The following is a 15,812-nucleotide window of genomic DNA, read 5'->3' as shown; positions in this document are numbered from 1 at the left end:
GATCCCCCGTGGGCGAAAGCCGTTGGGGGCGGTGCCCTAGGCCAGCGTTGTCCTCACAATTACGTCGTTGAAGTCGCGGTCGCCGCCGCCAAAGATGTCTTCAAAGCCAAGGGTATTTGGCCCCAGCAAACGCACATGGTCTTGGCGGTCGCCGTTGGCGGCTCTGTAGTTAAAGAACACCCTGGGGTCATTGTTGGGGTTGCTATCCAGCAGGGCCGCCACCGAGCCGCCGACCACCAAGAAACTGCTCAGCAGTTGGTTGGTGGCCACGGTGGCGGTGTAGGAGGAGGTCTGGCCGTTTTGGGTGGCCAAGTTGCTCACCACTCGGTTGGCCAGCGCAGCCCGTTGATAGCCCGCCGCGCCGGGAAGGAGGGCGTTTCCGGTGAGGGGATCGCGCACTCGGCCTCGGGTATCTAGCACGGTGTAGAAACCCACGGTGTTGTCAAATCGGGCCTCTCGCGACACGTCAAAGGCCAGGGTGAGGGTGGGGGTGTTACCCGTCACCGAGAGCACCCGGTTGGGCAAGGTTGTGACCTGGGCGGTGGGCAGCGGACGGTTGACGGGCGCGGTAGGGGCGCTGGCGACGGCTTCGGGGGTGCCAAAGCCATCGGTATAGCGGGCGACGACGCTGATGGCCTTGCCCACGTGATCCTGAGTGAGGCGCAGGGTACGGCGGGTGGCTCCGGTGATATTCGCGCCATCCGCCCGCCATTGGTAGGTGATGGGGCCAAGGCCATCGCGGTCGGCGAGGGTATTGCTGGCGGTGAGAATCTGCCCCTGGGTAGCGGTGCCCGTGATGGTGACGCGGCCCGTGGGGGCGTCGTTGACGTTGACGACGTTGCGGGTGGCGGCACTGGTCACAGTTTCAAGGCGACCTCGCAGGTCGGTGTACTGCATTTGCACTCTAAGGTGTTTGCCAACCTGGGCATCCCGTGGGACAAAGGTGCGGGCGGTGGCCCCCGCGACGGCAGACCAAGTGGAGCCGCCATCGCGGGATTGCTGCCACTGATAGCTGTAGGTTCTGCGATTAGGTAAGCCATCGGCATCCATGAGCGCAGAAACCTTGGCAGTGAGGGGACTGTTTTCTTGGGGGGTGCCCGCCAGGGTGATGGGTGGCTCGCTGATATCGATGACCTGAAGCCCAAGGCTACTTGCAGCATAGATATAGCCGCCTACCACGCTCATGTCCAAGGCACCGAAGGTATTGTAATTGCCGACCAGAGTAGGGTTGGAGGGGGTGCTAACGTCAAGCACCTGAAGCCCGATCCTCCCCGATGTCGAGACATAGGCATAGTGGCCCACCACGCTCACTTCCAAGGCGGAGGTATTGTAGGTGCCGACCAAGGTGGGGTTGGCGGGGGTTCTGATGTCAAATATCTGAAGCCCATAATCACTATCAGCGATATAGGCATAGTGGCCCACCACACTCACGCCATTGACAAAGCCAGGGGTTGTGTCATCCCTGGCGGTGGTGCCGACCAAGGTGGGGTTGGTGGGAGTGCTGATGTCAATCACCTGAAGACAATCGATGTGAGCGACATAGGCATAGCGGCCCACTACGCTAATGTCCCGGATCCCGGGAGTCTGGCAGGTGCCGACCAGGATGGGGTTAGTGGGGGTGCTGATATCAATGATCTGAAGCCCTCTAATCCTGTCAGCGACATAGGCATAGCGGCCCACCACGCTTACGTCAACGACCAAACCACGGGTATCGACAGTATTGACCAGGATGGGGTTGGCGGGGGTGCTGATATCAATGATCTGAAGCCCGCCATGGTAGTCAGCAACATAGGCATAGTGGCCCACCACACTTACGCCCATGGCCAGACCAGGGGTATCAACAGTGCCGACCAGCCTGGGGTGGGTGGGGGTGCTGATGTCAATCACCTGAAGCCCGCTGCTTCTGACTGCAACATAGGCATAGTGGCCTACCATGCTTACGCCATAGGCGGTGTCAGGGGTCTGGTAGGTGCTGATTAGGGTGGGGTTAGCGGGGTCAAGGCCGATGGGAGGAGAATTTAGGGTGTGGGGGTAAGCCGCGAGGGCGGTGGGGGCGATGGGAATGGGAGGGAGGGCGTCGGTGGGTGAGGGGGCGTCTAAAGCCCAGATGCCATTGCCTATCTCCCTGGTGCTAGCGGCAAGGGTAGCCCCAGTCAATTGGTGCAGTTTTTCAAGAAATTCGGTTCCGGTATCCCCCGCTGCCACATTGCAGCCATAGAGGAGCAGTGCTGCCTTGTTCCCCTGGAACCAGGTCGCCAGGGCGGCGGTGTAGGTGTCTAGGTTTTCTAGGTTGAGTTCGCCATTACCCAGTTGTAGCTGCCCCGGCGCACCGTGGGCCAGGATGTGTACTGTGCTGGCAGGATAATGCTTCAGATAGGCGGTGATTTGCTCAATACCGTCCGATTGCTTATCTAACCGATAGACCTCTGTGCCGGGAGTGGCCGCTGCTATCAAGACTTCATAATCCGACACCCCTGGGTCGATGATGAGGAGCGTAGCCCCCAGGGATAAGCTGTTTAGAGAATCAGACGTAGACTCGGTAACGTGAGCAGGAACGAACGACCAACCCCCCGGAGCGATAGACAGGCCAGCCATGGGGGCACCTCCGTACCAAGGGATATTTAAGGACTAGGGCACTCCCCCAGCGACCGTAGTGAAGCCCTATGGGTTAGTGCTCGACATAATCCTAATGGTATGCTTGGATACCAGGCAATCTCGAAATCCGACACAAAGGTTGCCTTATATTCACGCCATGCAATACCTCAGAGCTATCTCGTAACAGTTAAGTCATACCCCGCCTGGCGCTTCAGGTGAAATGGCCCCATCGTTGGCCCCCAGGTGGTTTTTCCGGTGCTGGGGTCTACCCCGTGGTCGTAGACTTTCAACTCCACCGCATCGCCCACGACGGACAGATCAAACCCCAGGGCAATGTAGCTGGTTTGGCCTTGGTAGGAAATGGCACAGAGGCTATCGGCGGGCATACGGGCGGTGTATTGCGGCCTATCCCAGGAAATACGGAGCCCGCAGGTGGGTAATTCCACCAAGTCGGCATGGGTAAGATGGGTGAGGCGGTCGGGTTCGCTACTGCACCCCCGCCAAGCAAGAGGGTCGGTCAAGCCGTAGTATTGGCCCCAAAAGCTGTCTCCCCGCTGAGTCAGGTGCAAAATCCGCTGGCGATAGGGCGGTGCCCCAGAGGCGACACTGATTTGCTCAATAAAAAAGCCGTAGCCTTCCCCAAACAGACTGGGCAACAGGGGCCGATTCCACACCCGCAAATGCAGATACCAAATCGGTTCCGCCAGGGATTGGGCTTTGTTGTCAAATTCTCCGGCGAGGGCAGCGGCGAGGTGGTTGAGGGTAGGCATGGGGACGTCGGGAGTCGGGAGTCGAGGGGCGGGAGTCGGGGGCAAAAAGGGGCTTTAGGCCGTAAGGGAACTGGATTCGGCACCGCTAGGGCTTGGGGACAGGGGGTTGGGGCCGCTGTAGAGGTAGGTGGTCATGGGGCCACGGCCTTTAATATTTACTGTACCTCTGGCCTCGAAGGCGTAGTGATCTTTGAGGTGGTGGTAGGTGGCTTCGCTGACCTGAATGCGATCTATCAAGCCCTGAGATTCTAGGCGGCTGGCGATGTTGACGGCATCGCCCCAGAGGTCGTAGCTAAACTTTTTGATGCCAATCACCCCCGCTACCACCGGGCCAGTGTTGATGCCAATCCGCAGGCAAAAGGGTTGGCCGTCTTGGCGCTGAAAAGTCTTAATCACCCGCAGCATTGCTAGGGCCATGGCCATGACGCGACGGGCGTGGTCGGGATGGGGGGTGGGTAAGCCGCCCACCACCATGTAGGCATCGCCGATGGTTTTGATTTTCTCTAGCTCTAGCTGATCGGCAATGGTGTCGAAGGCAGAGAAGATCTCGTTGAGCAGACAGACGAGTTCTGTGGGTGGCGACTGCACCGCCAGCCCCGTGAAGTCCACCAGATCGGCAAAGAGGATGGTGACATCCTCGAAGCGGGAGGCGATGGCCTTGCCCGTTTCCTGCTTCAGTTGGTCGGCAATGCTGCGGGGAAGAATGTTGAGCAACAGCCGTTCCGATTTTTCCTGGGCTTCGGTTAATGCAGCCTCGGCTTGTTTGCGCTCCTGTATTTCGTGGCGCACCCGGTCAAACATTTGGCCAAAGGCGAGGGTCACATCTCCTAGTTCGTCCTGGCGAGTCATCGACAGGCTATGGAAGGACGGGGGCTGATCTCGACTAACGGCGTCCCCTGCCGCCAGCAGATCATCGCGCAGATACAGCAGCGGGTTAATCAGCAGCCGCTCTAGCACCACAATCGTAGCCAGGGTAACAAAAAGGGAGATAACCACCACCAGCCCCGCAATGGAGAGGGCATAGCGCAGCATCTCGCGCCCCACGTTGCTGGCGTCGTGGCGGACGGCAAGGAGGTACTGCCCTTTAAAGCTTTGGCTGGGCCACACCACATCGTAGCGGGCGGGGTTGCGGTGGACTTGGCGGCGCACCTCCGTGGGGGCAAGGTGGGTTACATCCAACTGGGGCGCATCACCAAAGGCCCGTACCAGGGTGCCATCGGGCTGATAGAGAGACGCCCCTCGCACCACAGAATCGGGCCGCAGGTTACTCTGCAAAGATTCCAAAACGGCTACGGGCGATTGGTCGGCCATCATGCCCGCCTTCACCGCAAACAGCACCTCCTGAGACACCTGCTCTAGGGCTTGGAGTTGTTCCTGCCGCCGCCGATAGAGGGAGGGAACAAAAATCACCGCTTCGATGACCACCAAACTGAGGAAGACCCAGGCCACGATTTGCCGTGACAACCGCGACCGCAACAGCCCTACTGATGATTGCAGCAAACTGGCCATAGGTTAATTGCTAGAGATAAATAGCGAGAAGCAACGACGAGAGACAAGCACTAACGATGTTGGAGCTTCTGTGAAGGATAAGGGCCTGACGTTCTATTCAGTCGGCCTACAGCAGTATCAGGATCGCCCCCCGGCGACCTGCCCCAATTGCTTAACGAAAGTTTGCAACAACCGCCCCCAACGGATCAAAGGGGAACGGAAACCGATAAAGTAAGCCCTATGTATGATGACGATCTCACTACTCTAAACCCAGATGCGGAGTTTGCCGACCCCCTGGATGCCCTGGGGCCAGTGGAGGACTCCGACACCCCTCAGTTTGACCCAGAGGTGATGCTGCCCCTGCTGACGGCGGCGGATCCTCAGCAGCGGATGTTGGCGGCGCGGGCCTTCTGCGAACTGGAGGAACCCAGAGCTGTGGCGGATTTGATCGCCCTGTTGGCGGATCGCTGCCCCCTGGTGCGGGTGAGTGCCGCCTATGCCCTGGGCCGCAACCCCGCCACCGAGGCCGTAGAGCCCTTGATTGCCCAACTCAGCCAAGACTGGAATGGCTATGTGCGGAAGGGGCTGGTGTGGGCTTTGGGCAATGTCCACGACCCACGCACCCTGGGGCCGCTGATTACGGCCTTGAAGACCGACATTTCGGCGGTGCGGCTGTGGGCGGCCAGTGCCCTCGCCCAAATGGCCCAGGTCAACTACGAAGCGGTGATCGCCGCCATTCCGCCCCTGATCGAAGCCATGCGCCGGGATGCCGTGCCTGCTGTGCGAAGCAACTGCGCCTGGGCTATCGGCCAGCTTTGTCGCGAACTGCCCTCCAATGTGGTCTACCACACGGCGGTGGATGCCCTGATCGAAACCTTCGCGGAAGACAAAGACCTGGGGGTGCGCGAAGATACCCGCACCGCCATCCTCAAAATTGGCGATACCCGTGGGCTTCAAGTGATCGAAGAAATCGAGCGGGATGGCTTTTTCCTGTAGATTCGACGTCCTCAAAACGGCACCGGGGCGGTGAAGGTCAGCGGCGTTTGGTGGTGGGGATGGATAAGCGTCAGGGCTTTGGCGTGAAGGTGGAGCCGCTGGGTGTTGACGATCTGGGTGTTGATGGTCTGGGTGTTGACGGTCTGGGCGTCGGCCTGTTGGGCATCGTGACCTGGGCCATAGAGGGCATCACCCAAAATGGGGGCATTCAACCCCTGGGGATGGGCGGCATGAACCCGCAGTTGGTGGGTGCGTCCGGTGTGGGGCATGAACGCCACACGGGTGATGCCCTGATCGTAAGCCAGCACCTCAAAGGAGGTTTGGCTGGGTTTGCCGTGCAGCCTATCGACCCGCTGCCGAGGTGGGTTTTGGGGGTCGGGGCTGAGGGGTAGATCAATCCAGCCGCTCGTCTGGGTGAGGCGTCCCCCTAGCAAGGCTTCGTAGACTTTGTGTACCCGACGCTGGGCAAACTGCTGGCTGAGGTGGCGGTGGCTGTCGGCGGTGCGGGCCAAGACGAGAACCCCAGAGGTCGCCTGATCCAACCGATGCACGGGCCGTAGATCTCTCCCATTCGGCAGTGCCACCTGCAACCGAGACAGCACACTATCCTGACGGTTGCCATAGCGACCGGGCACCGACAGCAGCCCCGCAGGCTTATCCACCACCACCAGCCAATCGTCCATATAAAGGATGGGCAGGTCATCCAGATCGGGACGCTTCTGAGGGGAGGCGGAGGACTCCAGCCCAGCGGACAACCCAGCCAGCAGGAATCCTAAAATCGGCTGACAGCGTTCCTCACAGGCTCCATAAAAGTGGCCAGATTGCCGATCTCCCAAGGGTGGCCCCCACCAAAATTCCGCCAGGGCCAGGGGTTGCCATCCGTGCTGAGCCGCATAGTGGAGCAGCTTGGGAGCGCAGCAATCCCCCGTGCCCGTGGGCAGACCGCTGGGCTGTTCTAGGGCTTGGATTTGGGCCAGGGTGAGGGAATCGCCAGCAAAGTTAGTGAGCCGATAGACCGCGTGCATATTGGCCTGGAGCTGCTGGGATAAGGCCCGCCGCTGCCGTTTGAGCGTTTGCATTTCGGCGTCCGCCGCCTGGATCGTGGCGGCCAGGGGATGCAGGGATTCAGCCTGGTTTTGCTTAAAGTGTCGCAATTCTGCCTTATCGCCCCGGCTGACTTGATCCAAATTCGCTAAAGCCGTCGCCAGTGCCTTGCCGCTGAGGGTGGCCGTGAGGTGCTGCCGTTGCTGCGCCCGCTCCTCCCGCCGCTGCCGATGGCGTTGGTTCAACGCTTGCCGCTGTTGGTCAAAGTCTGCCCGCAACTGGGCATAAGTGCCTCGCTCTGGCAGGGCATTCAGATGTTGCAAACGGGTTTTGATCCGGTGCAACTGATCCAGGGTTTGGGCTTCTAGCAGGGCCACGTGTTCACGACCTGGGATGGGCGGCACCCACCCCGGACGCTGGGCCTGCCCCCGCCATAGGCCGGAGAAGGCTTTGAGGACGCCGACTTGGCCCTCAGATTGGCCCTCACCCCCAGTTTGCCCCGGCACCCGCACCAGTAAAACCCCATACATTTTTCCTTCACCGAGGGCTTGGGGGTCGGCGGCGAGGGTGTCCATCAACCCTTGGGCGGCGGCTTTGGCGAGGGCGGTGCGGGGCAGTGTGTAGATCTTTCCAGTGCGCGGACAGCGGCCCTCGTAGCGATAATCCCAAGGGTCAGGCTGGGCTGGAAGCACTGTCACAAAGTCTGTCAGGGAATGGAGGCAAGGGTCCGGCCTCCCCTGGGCAGCGGTATCGAATGGGGCATTCACGCCAGTTTCCATCACCCTACCCATAGCATGGATGGCCGCATCGGGGAAATCTGGCGGAGCCTAGGCGGGGATAAAACGGCTGTTTTGGCGCAGCAGTTTTTGTTCAAAATGACGCACCCACTGGCTGAATTTGTCAGACTGCTCCACATCTTTAAATAGAATCGGTTCCCGCATCAGCAGGGCAACATAGTCATCCTTGGTGCGTACCACAATGGCGGTTTGCTGGCTAAAGCCGATGGAGATGTGCATAAATCCCTCCAGCTTGAGGGACGACATCAGCAGCGACTTCAGCCCTAGGGCTTGGAACACCAGTTGTACCCAATTGGTGTTGTTATTTTCAGCAGTAATGTAGTACTCCTTGGGCAAACTACTGAGGTCAAAAATCGCGACCCCCAAAATGTTGTTGAGGATAGCATCCTGGGAGGACAAGGGCGAAGATTTCTCAGTCGGTTCTGGGGCTTTTACCGTGGTCATAGGCGGTTCTAAGCGGCTAACGCAGCGGCAGGAACAACAAACGTGTGTTTTCAAGGTTTACATCACTGCACTCTTACGGTAACGCTGATCTGGAGGAGGACGCCACCGTAACCGAAACCTTCCGTGCGGCCTTTCATCTGCCGCATGGCTGAGCACACCGTCCTAAGGACTGGATTAGGCTCAAAAGGTTGCTTTGCCCCGACTAGCCTTAGCATACCCAGGCTGTCTGCCAAACTCTCAAGGGGCTGGCTAAATTCAGTACATTCCGAAGCCCCCCATCCCCCCGATGGGAAATAGACGCAGCCGATGGGACAATCGTTAAGGTCAGGCCCCGCAGCGGCTCAAGACAGCGAGGACGCCGGAAGTGCGTCAAAGTCCATCTCCGGCGAGGGATGTGGGTCTGCGGATAAGGGGGAATGGCGATGGGATACTCGCGTTGATTTTGGCCCCTCGGAGGTTAAAGAAAACGTACAGATTTCCCAAAGCGCCCCTCAGAAACGTATGGTTTTCAAAGGATACTCACAAGCATATTCGCAAGCATAGCTATGGCTTCACCTACGATTGAATCGGTTCTCAACGAAAGCCGTCTTTTTTCGCCCCCGGCCAGCTTCACCGACACGGCGGCGATCAATAGTCTCGATGCCTACAAAGCCCTGGCGGAAAAAGCCGCTGCCGACCCCGCTAAATTTTGGGCCGAATTGGCGGAACAGGAACTCCACTGGTTCAAACCCTGGGACACCGCCCTCGATTGGCAGCCCCCCTTCGCCAAGTGGTTTGTGGGCGGCAAAATCAACATTTCCTATAACTGCCTAGACCGCCACCTCACCACCTGGCGACGCAACAAAGCCGCCCTAATTTGGGAGGGCGAACCCGGAGACAGCCGCACCCTCACCTACGCCCAACTGCACCGGGAAGTGTGCCAAGTGGCCAACGTCCTGAAAAGCCTGGGGGTGAAAAAGGGCGACCGGGTCGGGATTTATATGCCGATGATTCCCGAAGCGGCCATTGCCATGCTGGCCTGTGCCCGGATTGGTGCCCCCCACACCGTCATCTTTGGGGGCTTTAGTGCCGAAGCTCTGAAGGATCGCCTCAACGATGCCGAAGCCAAGCTGGTAATCACCGCCGACGGGGGCTTTCGCAAGGACAAAACCATCGCCCTCAAAGCCGCCGTGGATGACGCCCTGGCTGACAACGGCGTGCCCAGCGTGGAGAACGTCCTGGTGGTGCAGCGCACGAAGGCCGCCGTCACCATGCACGAAGGCCGCGACCACTGGTGGCACGAACTGCAAGCCCACGCCGATGCCCACTGCCCCGCCGAGGAAATGGACGCGGAGGACATGCTGTTCATCCTCTACACCAGCGGCACCACGGGCAAACCCAAGGGGGTCGTCCACACTACGGGCGGCTACAACCTCTACACCCACACCACCTTTAAGTGGACGTTTGACATCAAAGACACCGACGTTTACTGGTGTACCGCCGATGTGGGCTGGATTACGGGCCACAGCTACATTGTCTACGGCCCCCTCTCCAACGGGGCCACCACAGTGATGTACGAAGGGGTGCCCCGTCCCTCGAATCCCGGCTGTTTTTGGGACGTAATCGAAAAATACGGGGTGACGATTTTCTACACCGCTCCCACCGCTATTCGCGCCTTTATCAAAATGGGGGATGAGCTGCCCAAGGCGCGGGATTTGTCCTCTTTGCGGCTGCTGGGCACCGTGGGCGAACCGATTAATCCGGAAGCCTGGATGTGGTACCACACGGTGATCGGCAAGGAAAAATGCCCGATTGTGGATACCTGGTGGCAGACCGAAACCGGGGGCTTCATGGTTACGCCGATCCCCGGAGCCGTCCCCACCAAACCCGGTTCCGCCACCCTGCCCTTCCCTGGCATCATCGCCGATGTGGTGGATTTGGATGGCCACCCCGTTGCTCCCGGCGAAGGCGGCTACCTGGTAATCAAACACCCCTGGCCCAGCATGATGCGTACCGTCTACGGCAACGACGAGCGCTACCGCCGCACCTACTGGGAACACATTCCGCCCCAGGATGGCCAGTACCTCTACTTTGCTGGGGACGGTGCCCGCAAGGACGAGGACGGCTACTTTTGGGTGATGGGTCGGGTGGATGACGTGATCAGCGTCTCCGGCCACCGTTTGGGCACCATGGAAATTGAGTCGGCCCTGGTGTCTCACCCCGCCGTGGCCGAGGCCGCCGTGGTGGGCCGCAAGGATGACATCAAGGGCGAAGATATCTACGCTTTCGTCACCCTAGAGGGCCAATACAGCCCCAGCGATGCCCTGAAGCAGGAGCTTAAGGATCACGTCGTCAAGGAAATTGGCATCATCGCCCGACCGGGGGAAATTAAATTTGCCGATGCCCTACCCAAGACCCGTTCTGGTAAAATCATCCGCCGCTTTTTGCGCAGTTTGGCCAGTGGTGAAGCCATCGCCGGAGATGCCTCCACCATGGAAGATCAGTCGGTTCTAGACCAGTTGCGCGAAGGCTAAGACACCCTCTGGCGGCCCAATTCTGGATGCCTTGGGCCACTATCTTCTCTGTCATGGAGATAGTTTCTACCCCAGGAAAAGGGGCTCTATTCCCCTCCCCCTATCTCTAGCCGGAGGGAGGGGGATCTCCGGCTAGAGACAGGGAACGTCCTCTAGCCTCGCTAGATTCAGCCTTCTCGATCCCTCCGATAGACGGTGCCCTCTTGACCAGGGTGCCGTCTCCTTTTTGAGGACTTTCATCGGCTAGATTCTCCCCCCATCTACCATGGCTCAAAGCCCAGTTCTGGCGCTGGTGCAGCGGCGTTTTTCCTTCTTGTCCAGGCCCTTTTTAGGCACAAGGCCTGGGACATAAAGCCCCGCCAGTCTGCCTATGGCTCAGAGGCAGAATTGCCCCGTCATCACCCTTGAATCGCTGTCCACAATGGCTATTTTATCCAGGGTGGGGGCATCCCTCTACATCCCCAAAAAATTTTCATTTAGCGGCAGTCCTCCCAGGATGATCAATCTCTCCGGTGAGAACTCCATGGCCTAGGTTGTAGATCATCCTAATAAGTCAACGAAAAAATGTGCGATATTTTTTACTTATCTGGTGACAGATTTCAACCCTATGCCTATAATGAATTCATGGGAATAGATCCTTCAAAAAAAATGCGGTCTATCATCTAAACACCCATCCTCCACCGCGCTGTAGGCCCTTGCAGACCATCATCACAAGTAGCCAAACCAGCCTCGGTGCTGTACTTTTCTATAGGGACTTCTCCTAACAATGCCAGAAAAACCAACTCCCCTTACGGGCAAAGCGCTGCTGCAAAAGGTGAAAGAGCTTAGCCACCTGACCAAGCGTGAAACGGCCAAAGAATGCGGCTACTATACCTTTACTAAGGATAACCAGCCCCGCGTCAATCTTTCTGGCTTCTACGATGCTCTGCTAGAAGCGAAGGGCATCAACCTAGAGCCGGACAGCGGCAAAGATGGCCGTGGTCGCGAACCGACCTATCGAGTCAGCGTCCACAAGAATGGTCAAATCGTCATTGGCTCTACCTACACTCAGGAAATGGGCCTCAAGTCTGGCGATGAGTTTGAAATCAAGCTGGGCTACAAGCATATTCACCTAAGGCAGATTGATGACAATTCGGACGACTAAAGGGCAACGGTGATCGATTTGTGGTATCCGATCACCTAAATGATCGCCTCCTTCTAGTTCCTAGTTGGCCAGCCTCTAACCGTCGATGCGGTTGATCGAGGGCTTGTTCCTAGACTAAATCTCTCAAGCAGTTGGCGATCCAGAGTGGTGATGGCCAACTGCTTCTGCCTAGGTAAATTTAGGCTGGCTGCACCTAGGCGAAATATATTGAACGACAGCGACCGGAGATCATGCAGATCTCTGCTTGGGCGATCTATCGTAATGATCCCTTGCACCCCTGGCTGATCCATCTCATCAAGGCCAGGTTTGGTCCCTGACCTAGTCTGTGGAAAAACTGTGGAAAACCTAGGTTCTCAATAATGTCCTCCGTCGTCAGTTTAGTAGTTTTTTTTTAGGCTGGATTGGGCTCTGGTTGCCCCTAGCTCTAATCGTTGCTCGGTTTGTCAACATTCCTTGGCAATATCCCGTTGCCCCTGCGCACAAATTACCGCTGCTATTACCCCTCTATCTCCTAGCTCCCCTCGCGGTAGAACTCTATCGCCGCTATGGCCATGGCGATACCTGGGCTAGCTATGGCGTAACGGGATCTGTCCAGACGTTAGCCACCCTGGGAACGGGGATGGGTATCGGCCTGGTGGGAGTGGCGATCCTCGTTGGGGTTCAGGTGGCCCTGGGCTGGCGGCAATGGCGACCGGATGGCCAGGAATTCCCGGCCACTTCTCCGGCCCTGCTGGTAGCCCTGCCGATTCTGATGCTGTTTATTGGCTGGGTGGAGGAACTGATTTTTCGCGGCGTTTTGGTCAACGGATTGCTGACGGTGCTGCCCTGGACGGGCGTTGCGATCTTGGCCAGCGCCATTTTTGCCGTTTCCCATTTGGTGTGGGACGGCCCCGCTGGGATGCCCTCGTTGCTGGGGTTGGGGCTGATGGGCCTGGTGCTGCTGCTGGGGCGGTGGGCCATGGCCGGAGACCTCAGCCTTGCCTGGGGGCTGCACACGGGGTGGATTTTGGCCATTGCCTTGATCGATGCCCTCCACCTGACGCGGCCCGTCCCCCATGCGCCAAGGCTGGCCGGAAAACCCGACCAGCCCCTCACCGGACTCCCAGCCCTAGGGTTGATGGTACTGACGGGGCTGGGGATTGTGGCCTATACCCTGTGGCTTCGCTAAGCGTCCGCAAATCGCTTGGCGACAGCAACCCCGTCTAGCCCTAGGGCCGTCGCGTATTTTTGCAAAAAGGCGCGAATGTAAAAGGGCTCAGGCAACTGGCGCACATTCCCCGCTTCAATGGCGTTCACGATATAGGGTTGGATGAAGGTTCTGGTGTAGACCTCCTCCACAGACCATCCCTTCGCTTGGCGGTGCTGCCTCAGTTCATCGCCCACCTGTCGTAAATTCGCCGACATCCGAGCGTCTAGATTGGCTTGGGCTTGTCGTTTGGCGGCCAGTGGCCCCGCAATCGAGTGCTGGGGTGGAGAAAAGGAAAAGGAAACCGAAGAAATCGGCGGCTCTAGGATCTGAGGCCGATGCGCCAGATGTTCCGGGCGCAGATTTGCTACCATCCGAGGCGGCACCGACGACAACGACCGCCCCTGGGTGGTGTCGGTATCGAGGGGTTGCCCTGCCGACTGACTCTGTTGCAGTTGCTGATCGAGCCGATAGCGGTTGATTAGCCCTAGTGCTACGAGGGCGGCGAGGGGGGGCAAAGAGGCCGCAGCCACCTGCTGAGTTGCCACCGATGCCACCGCCGCTGCCCCACTGCCCAGAATCAGCGCATATTCCGATGCCGTGGTTAGATTCGACTGAGGCGGTTGGGGATTGGTCATAGCACCATGCAGGACTCATGTTATCTCTATGTATTCACGACGGCAGGGATCTTCTGTCCGGAAAATTCACGCTTCAATTCTCTCGACCATCTCCCAGGGCCGAAGGATGACTCTCAACCCACCTAAAACCCGGGCGGCTACGTCACGCTACAGAGTTGTAGGGTGATCAGGGTAATGGGCGTAAGGGGTTGCCAGCGGGTGAGCGGGCCAACCTGCACAGAGTGCTGCACCTGGATTTGGCGCAGGTTCGCTGACCAATCGGGATGTCGATCCTTGGCCCAACCAAGTACGGTACTGAGGTGTTCGAGGGTGGCCACGGCCAAAACGATGCGTCCTTGGGGTCGGAGCCGTTGGGCGCAGGTGTCCAGAATATCCGGCAAATGGCCACCGCTGCCGCCGATGAAGATGCGGTCGGGGTCGGGTAAATCGGCTAACACCGCTGGGGCGCTGCCGTGGATGGGATGCAGGTTGCCATTGCCGAGGCGCTGCTGGTTTTGCTGAATTAGGCGATATCCGGCCAGGGTTTTCTCGATGGCGTAGATGGGGCTGGTAGGACACAGGCGATTGATTTCCACGCTGACCGACCCCGTTCCGGCCCCGATATCCCACACCGTTTGCCCCGGTTGCAGGGCCAAATCCGCCAGAATGTGAATGCGGATATCCCGCTTGGTCATGAGGCCGGGGCGGTCGGCAAAGGTGGCGAAGGCGCTATCGGGCAGGCCCAACAGGGGCAGGGCGGCGGCATCTGGGGCGGGTGGAATTTGCCGCTGCAAAATAACCACATTCAGCGCCGCAAAGGATTTGTCCAGCACCGTTTCCGGGGTGAGGGTCTGTACTGATTCCCCTTCTCCACCCAGGTTTTCGCACACCCAGAGGGTATAGCTTTGGGGCAGACCCAAGTCCAAAATCAACCGACCGATGGCCGCTGGGCTGTGGGTGGGGTCAGTCAGTACGGCAATCAGATCATCCCCCCGCCGCAGCGATGCCCCCAGTTCCTCCATCGACCGACCGTGGGCGCTGATGACCGTGGCCCCCTGCCACGGCAGCTTGAGGCAGCTAAAGGCCAACTGCACAGAACTAGGGTGGGGGTGAAAGGTGAGGCTCTCAGCGGGCAGGGTTTCCAACAGCAACCGCCCTAGCCCAAAAAAGAGCGGATCGCCCGACGCCAGCACCACCGCCAGTTCGCCAGCCCCCTGAATGTTTTTATCGGAACCGTGATCTTTGCCTTGACCGTAGCCCTCTTCCTGGCCAGGATGCTTGACCTGATGGCAATCCTTTGCGTGACCACAGCCCTCCTCCTGACCGTGATCCGCCAACCACTGCCGCAGCCGCTCCAAGGTGGTCTGGAGATTCCCTAGGGGCCAAGTTTCCGCCGCCGCGTTTGGGAAATAGCTGAGCTGGCGCTCACTGCCCACCAGCACCGTGGCCCGATCAATCAACGCCCGCAGGGTGGGGGCCAGACCCGCCGCCCCATCGAGCCCCACGCCGATGACCTGGATGGGCGTCATGGCTGTTGCTCCCAGGCCAGCACCAGCAGGGCATTCAGAATCGCCGCCGCCACCGGAGAGCCCCCCTTGCGCCCCTCCACCCGAATGTGCGGCACCGCCACTTGGGCCAACCGCCGCTTCGAGTCCTCCACCGCCACAAACCCCACCGGGGCACCAATCACCAGCGCAGGCCGCACCCGTCCGGCCTCCATTTCCTCACATAGAGCCATCAGCGCCGTGGGGGCATTGCCAATCACCACCACCGCCCCAGGGGTTGGGCCAAAGGTTAGGCCAGAGCCTGGGCCAGAGGTTAGGCCAGAACGTTGGCCAGCTATCTTGTCCAAACAGCGCAACAGCCCCGTTTCCGTGCGGGTGCGGCCTGGTTCTGGCGGATCGCCCTCACTCACTGCCGTCCATAGCGGGTTCTTAAACGTGCGCTCCACCAGGCCCACCACGCCCTGCCGCACCATGGTCACATCCACCACAATCGGCGCACCCTGGGCGAGGGCCGTCATACCCGCCGCAATGGCCCCCTCCTCAAACCGTACCAAGTCTTTGAACTCAAAGTCTGCCGTGCTGTGAATGATGCGCCGCACCACGGCATATTCCTCAGCAGTGAGCGAATGGGGGCCAAATTCCGCGTCAATCAGGCCAAAACTTTCTTCTAAAATAGGGCTCTGCCACAATTTCGCCATCGTGCCCTAGCCCAC

The 15,812-nt window shown here is 59.1% G+C and carries 12 protein-coding genes; 4 read left to right on the top strand and 8 right to left on the bottom strand.

The genetic code is table 11. From position 1 onward, the window contains the following. Nucleotides 1-36: 36 nt before the first annotated feature. The 3 genes from GFS31_RS19020 to GFS31_RS19010 all read right to left on the bottom strand — a co-directional run bounded on the left by GFS31_RS19020 (nucleotide 37) and on the right by GFS31_RS19010 (nucleotide 4,874). Entirely contained in the window at nucleotides 37-2,595 is a 2,559-nt protein-coding gene (locus GFS31_RS19020) for a DUF4347 domain-containing protein (protein ID WP_198806290.1), read from the bottom strand. A gap of 173 nt (nucleotides 2,596-2,768) precedes the next feature. After that, entirely contained in the window at nucleotides 2,769-3,365 is a 597-nt protein-coding gene (locus tag GFS31_RS19015; RefSeq protein ID WP_198806289.1) for a chromophore lyase CpcT/CpeT, read from the bottom strand. Nucleotides 3,366-3,419: 54 nt separating this feature from the next. Further along, the gene (locus GFS31_RS19010) at nucleotides 3,420-4,874 is read right to left on the bottom strand and encodes an adenylate/guanylate cyclase domain-containing protein (protein WP_198806288.1); all 1,455 of its coding nucleotides are present in this window, start codon (nucleotides 4,872-4,874) and stop codon (nucleotides 3,420-3,422) included. Nucleotides 4,875-5,093: 219 nt separating this feature from the next. Here GFS31_RS19010 and GFS31_RS19005 point away from each other — a divergent pair, with 219 nt between their 5' ends. Next, nucleotides 5,094-5,849 (top strand): HEAT repeat domain-containing protein, encoded by a 756-nt coding sequence (locus GFS31_RS19005; RefSeq protein ID WP_198806287.1) that lies wholly within the window; start codon nucleotides 5,094-5,096, stop codon nucleotides 5,847-5,849. Between the two features lie 11 nt (nucleotides 5,850-5,860). Here GFS31_RS19005 and GFS31_RS19000 read toward each other — a convergent pair whose 3' ends face one another. Beyond that, nucleotides 5,861-7,591, bottom strand: a complete 1,731-nt coding sequence (locus GFS31_RS19000) for an RluA family pseudouridine synthase (protein ID WP_225907506.1) — start codon at nucleotides 7,589-7,591, stop codon at nucleotides 5,861-5,863. Nucleotides 7,592-7,720: 129 nt separating this feature from the next. Next, a complete protein-coding gene (locus tag GFS31_RS18995; protein WP_225907505.1) occupies nucleotides 7,721-8,134 on the bottom strand; it encodes a hypothetical protein in 414 nt (137 codons plus the stop codon). A 545-nt stretch (nucleotides 8,135-8,679) separates the two neighbouring features. Between GFS31_RS18995 and acs the strand changes: the two genes are divergently transcribed. From acs to GFS31_RS18980, 3 genes are all read left to right on the top strand, one after another. Continuing rightward, complete coding sequence (gene acs, locus GFS31_RS18990; protein WP_198806285.1) at nucleotides 8,680-10,647, top strand: acetate--CoA ligase; 1,968 nt, start codon at nucleotides 8,680-8,682, stop codon at nucleotides 10,645-10,647. Nucleotides 10,648-11,413: 766 nt separating this feature from the next. After that, the gene (locus GFS31_RS18985) at nucleotides 11,414-11,791 is read left to right on the top strand and encodes an AbrB family transcriptional regulator (RefSeq protein WP_198806284.1); all 378 of its coding nucleotides are present in this window, start codon (nucleotides 11,414-11,416) and stop codon (nucleotides 11,789-11,791) included. A gap of 412 nt (nucleotides 11,792-12,203) precedes the next feature. Next, nucleotides 12,204-12,959 carry a CPBP family intramembrane glutamic endopeptidase gene (locus GFS31_RS18980; protein WP_198806283.1) on the top strand — a complete coding sequence of 252 codons (756 nt, stop codon included), beginning with the start codon at nucleotides 12,204-12,206 and terminating at the stop codon, nucleotides 12,957-12,959. Here the strand turns inward: GFS31_RS18980 and GFS31_RS18975 are convergent. The 3 genes from GFS31_RS18975 to GFS31_RS18965 form a co-directional block, all read right to left on the bottom strand. Further along, a complete protein-coding gene (locus tag GFS31_RS18975; protein ID WP_198806282.1) occupies nucleotides 12,956-13,615 on the bottom strand; it encodes a helix-turn-helix domain-containing protein in 660 nt (219 codons plus the stop codon). The genes GFS31_RS18980 and GFS31_RS18975 overlap by 4 nt on opposite strands. A gap of 137 nt (nucleotides 13,616-13,752) precedes the next feature. Beyond that, nucleotides 13,753-15,123 carry a precorrin-6y C5,15-methyltransferase (decarboxylating) subunit CbiE gene (cbiE, locus tag GFS31_RS18970; protein WP_198806281.1) on the bottom strand — a complete coding sequence of 457 codons (1,371 nt, stop codon included), beginning with the start codon at nucleotides 15,121-15,123 and terminating at the stop codon, nucleotides 13,753-13,755. After that, nucleotides 15,120-15,797, bottom strand: coding sequence for a precorrin-8X methylmutase (locus GFS31_RS18965; protein WP_198806280.1), 678 nt, complete (start codon nucleotides 15,795-15,797; stop codon nucleotides 15,120-15,122). The genes cbiE and GFS31_RS18965 overlap by 4 nt, the downstream gene beginning before the upstream one ends. Between the last annotated feature and the right edge of the window lie 15 nt (nucleotides 15,798-15,812).

Source organism: Leptolyngbya sp. BL0902, from assembly GCF_016403105.1.
GTDB lineage: Bacteria > Cyanobacteriota > Cyanobacteriia > Phormidesmidales > Phormidesmidaceae > Nodosilinea.
This window is presented reverse-complemented; position numbering and strand designations above follow the sequence as displayed.

Coding starts and splice junctions, on each gene's coding strand:
- GFS31_RS19005 (WP_198806287.1), top strand. CDS start 5,094: ATGTATGATGACGATCTCACTACTCTAAACCCAGATGCGGAGTTTGCC.
- GFS31_RS18985 (WP_198806284.1), top strand. CDS start 11,414: ATGCCAGAAAAACCAACTCCCCTTACGGGCAAAGCGCTGCTGCAAAAG.
- GFS31_RS19020 (WP_198806290.1), bottom strand. CDS start 2,595: ATGGCTGGCCTGTCTATCGCTCCGGGGGGTTGGTCGTTCGTTCCTGCT.
- GFS31_RS18975 (WP_198806282.1), bottom strand. CDS start 13,615: ATGACCAATCCCCAACCGCCTCAGTCGAATCTAACCACGGCATCGGAA.
- GFS31_RS19010 (WP_198806288.1), bottom strand. CDS start 4,874: ATGGCCAGTTTGCTGCAATCATCAGTAGGGCTGTTGCGGTCGCGGTTG.
- acs (WP_198806285.1), top strand. CDS start 8,680: ATGGCTTCACCTACGATTGAATCGGTTCTCAACGAAAGCCGTCTTTTT.
- cbiE (WP_198806281.1), bottom strand. CDS start 15,123: ATGACGCCCATCCAGGTCATCGGCGTGGGGCTCGATGGGGCGGCGGGT.
- GFS31_RS18995 (WP_225907505.1), bottom strand. CDS start 8,134: ATGACCACGGTAAAAGCCCCAGAACCGACTGAGAAATCTTCGCCCTTG.
- GFS31_RS19015 (WP_198806289.1), bottom strand. CDS start 3,365: ATGCCTACCCTCAACCACCTCGCCGCTGCCCTCGCCGGAGAATTTGAC.
- GFS31_RS18965 (WP_198806280.1), bottom strand. CDS start 15,797: ATGGCGAAATTGTGGCAGAGCCCTATTTTAGAAGAAAGTTTTGGCCTG.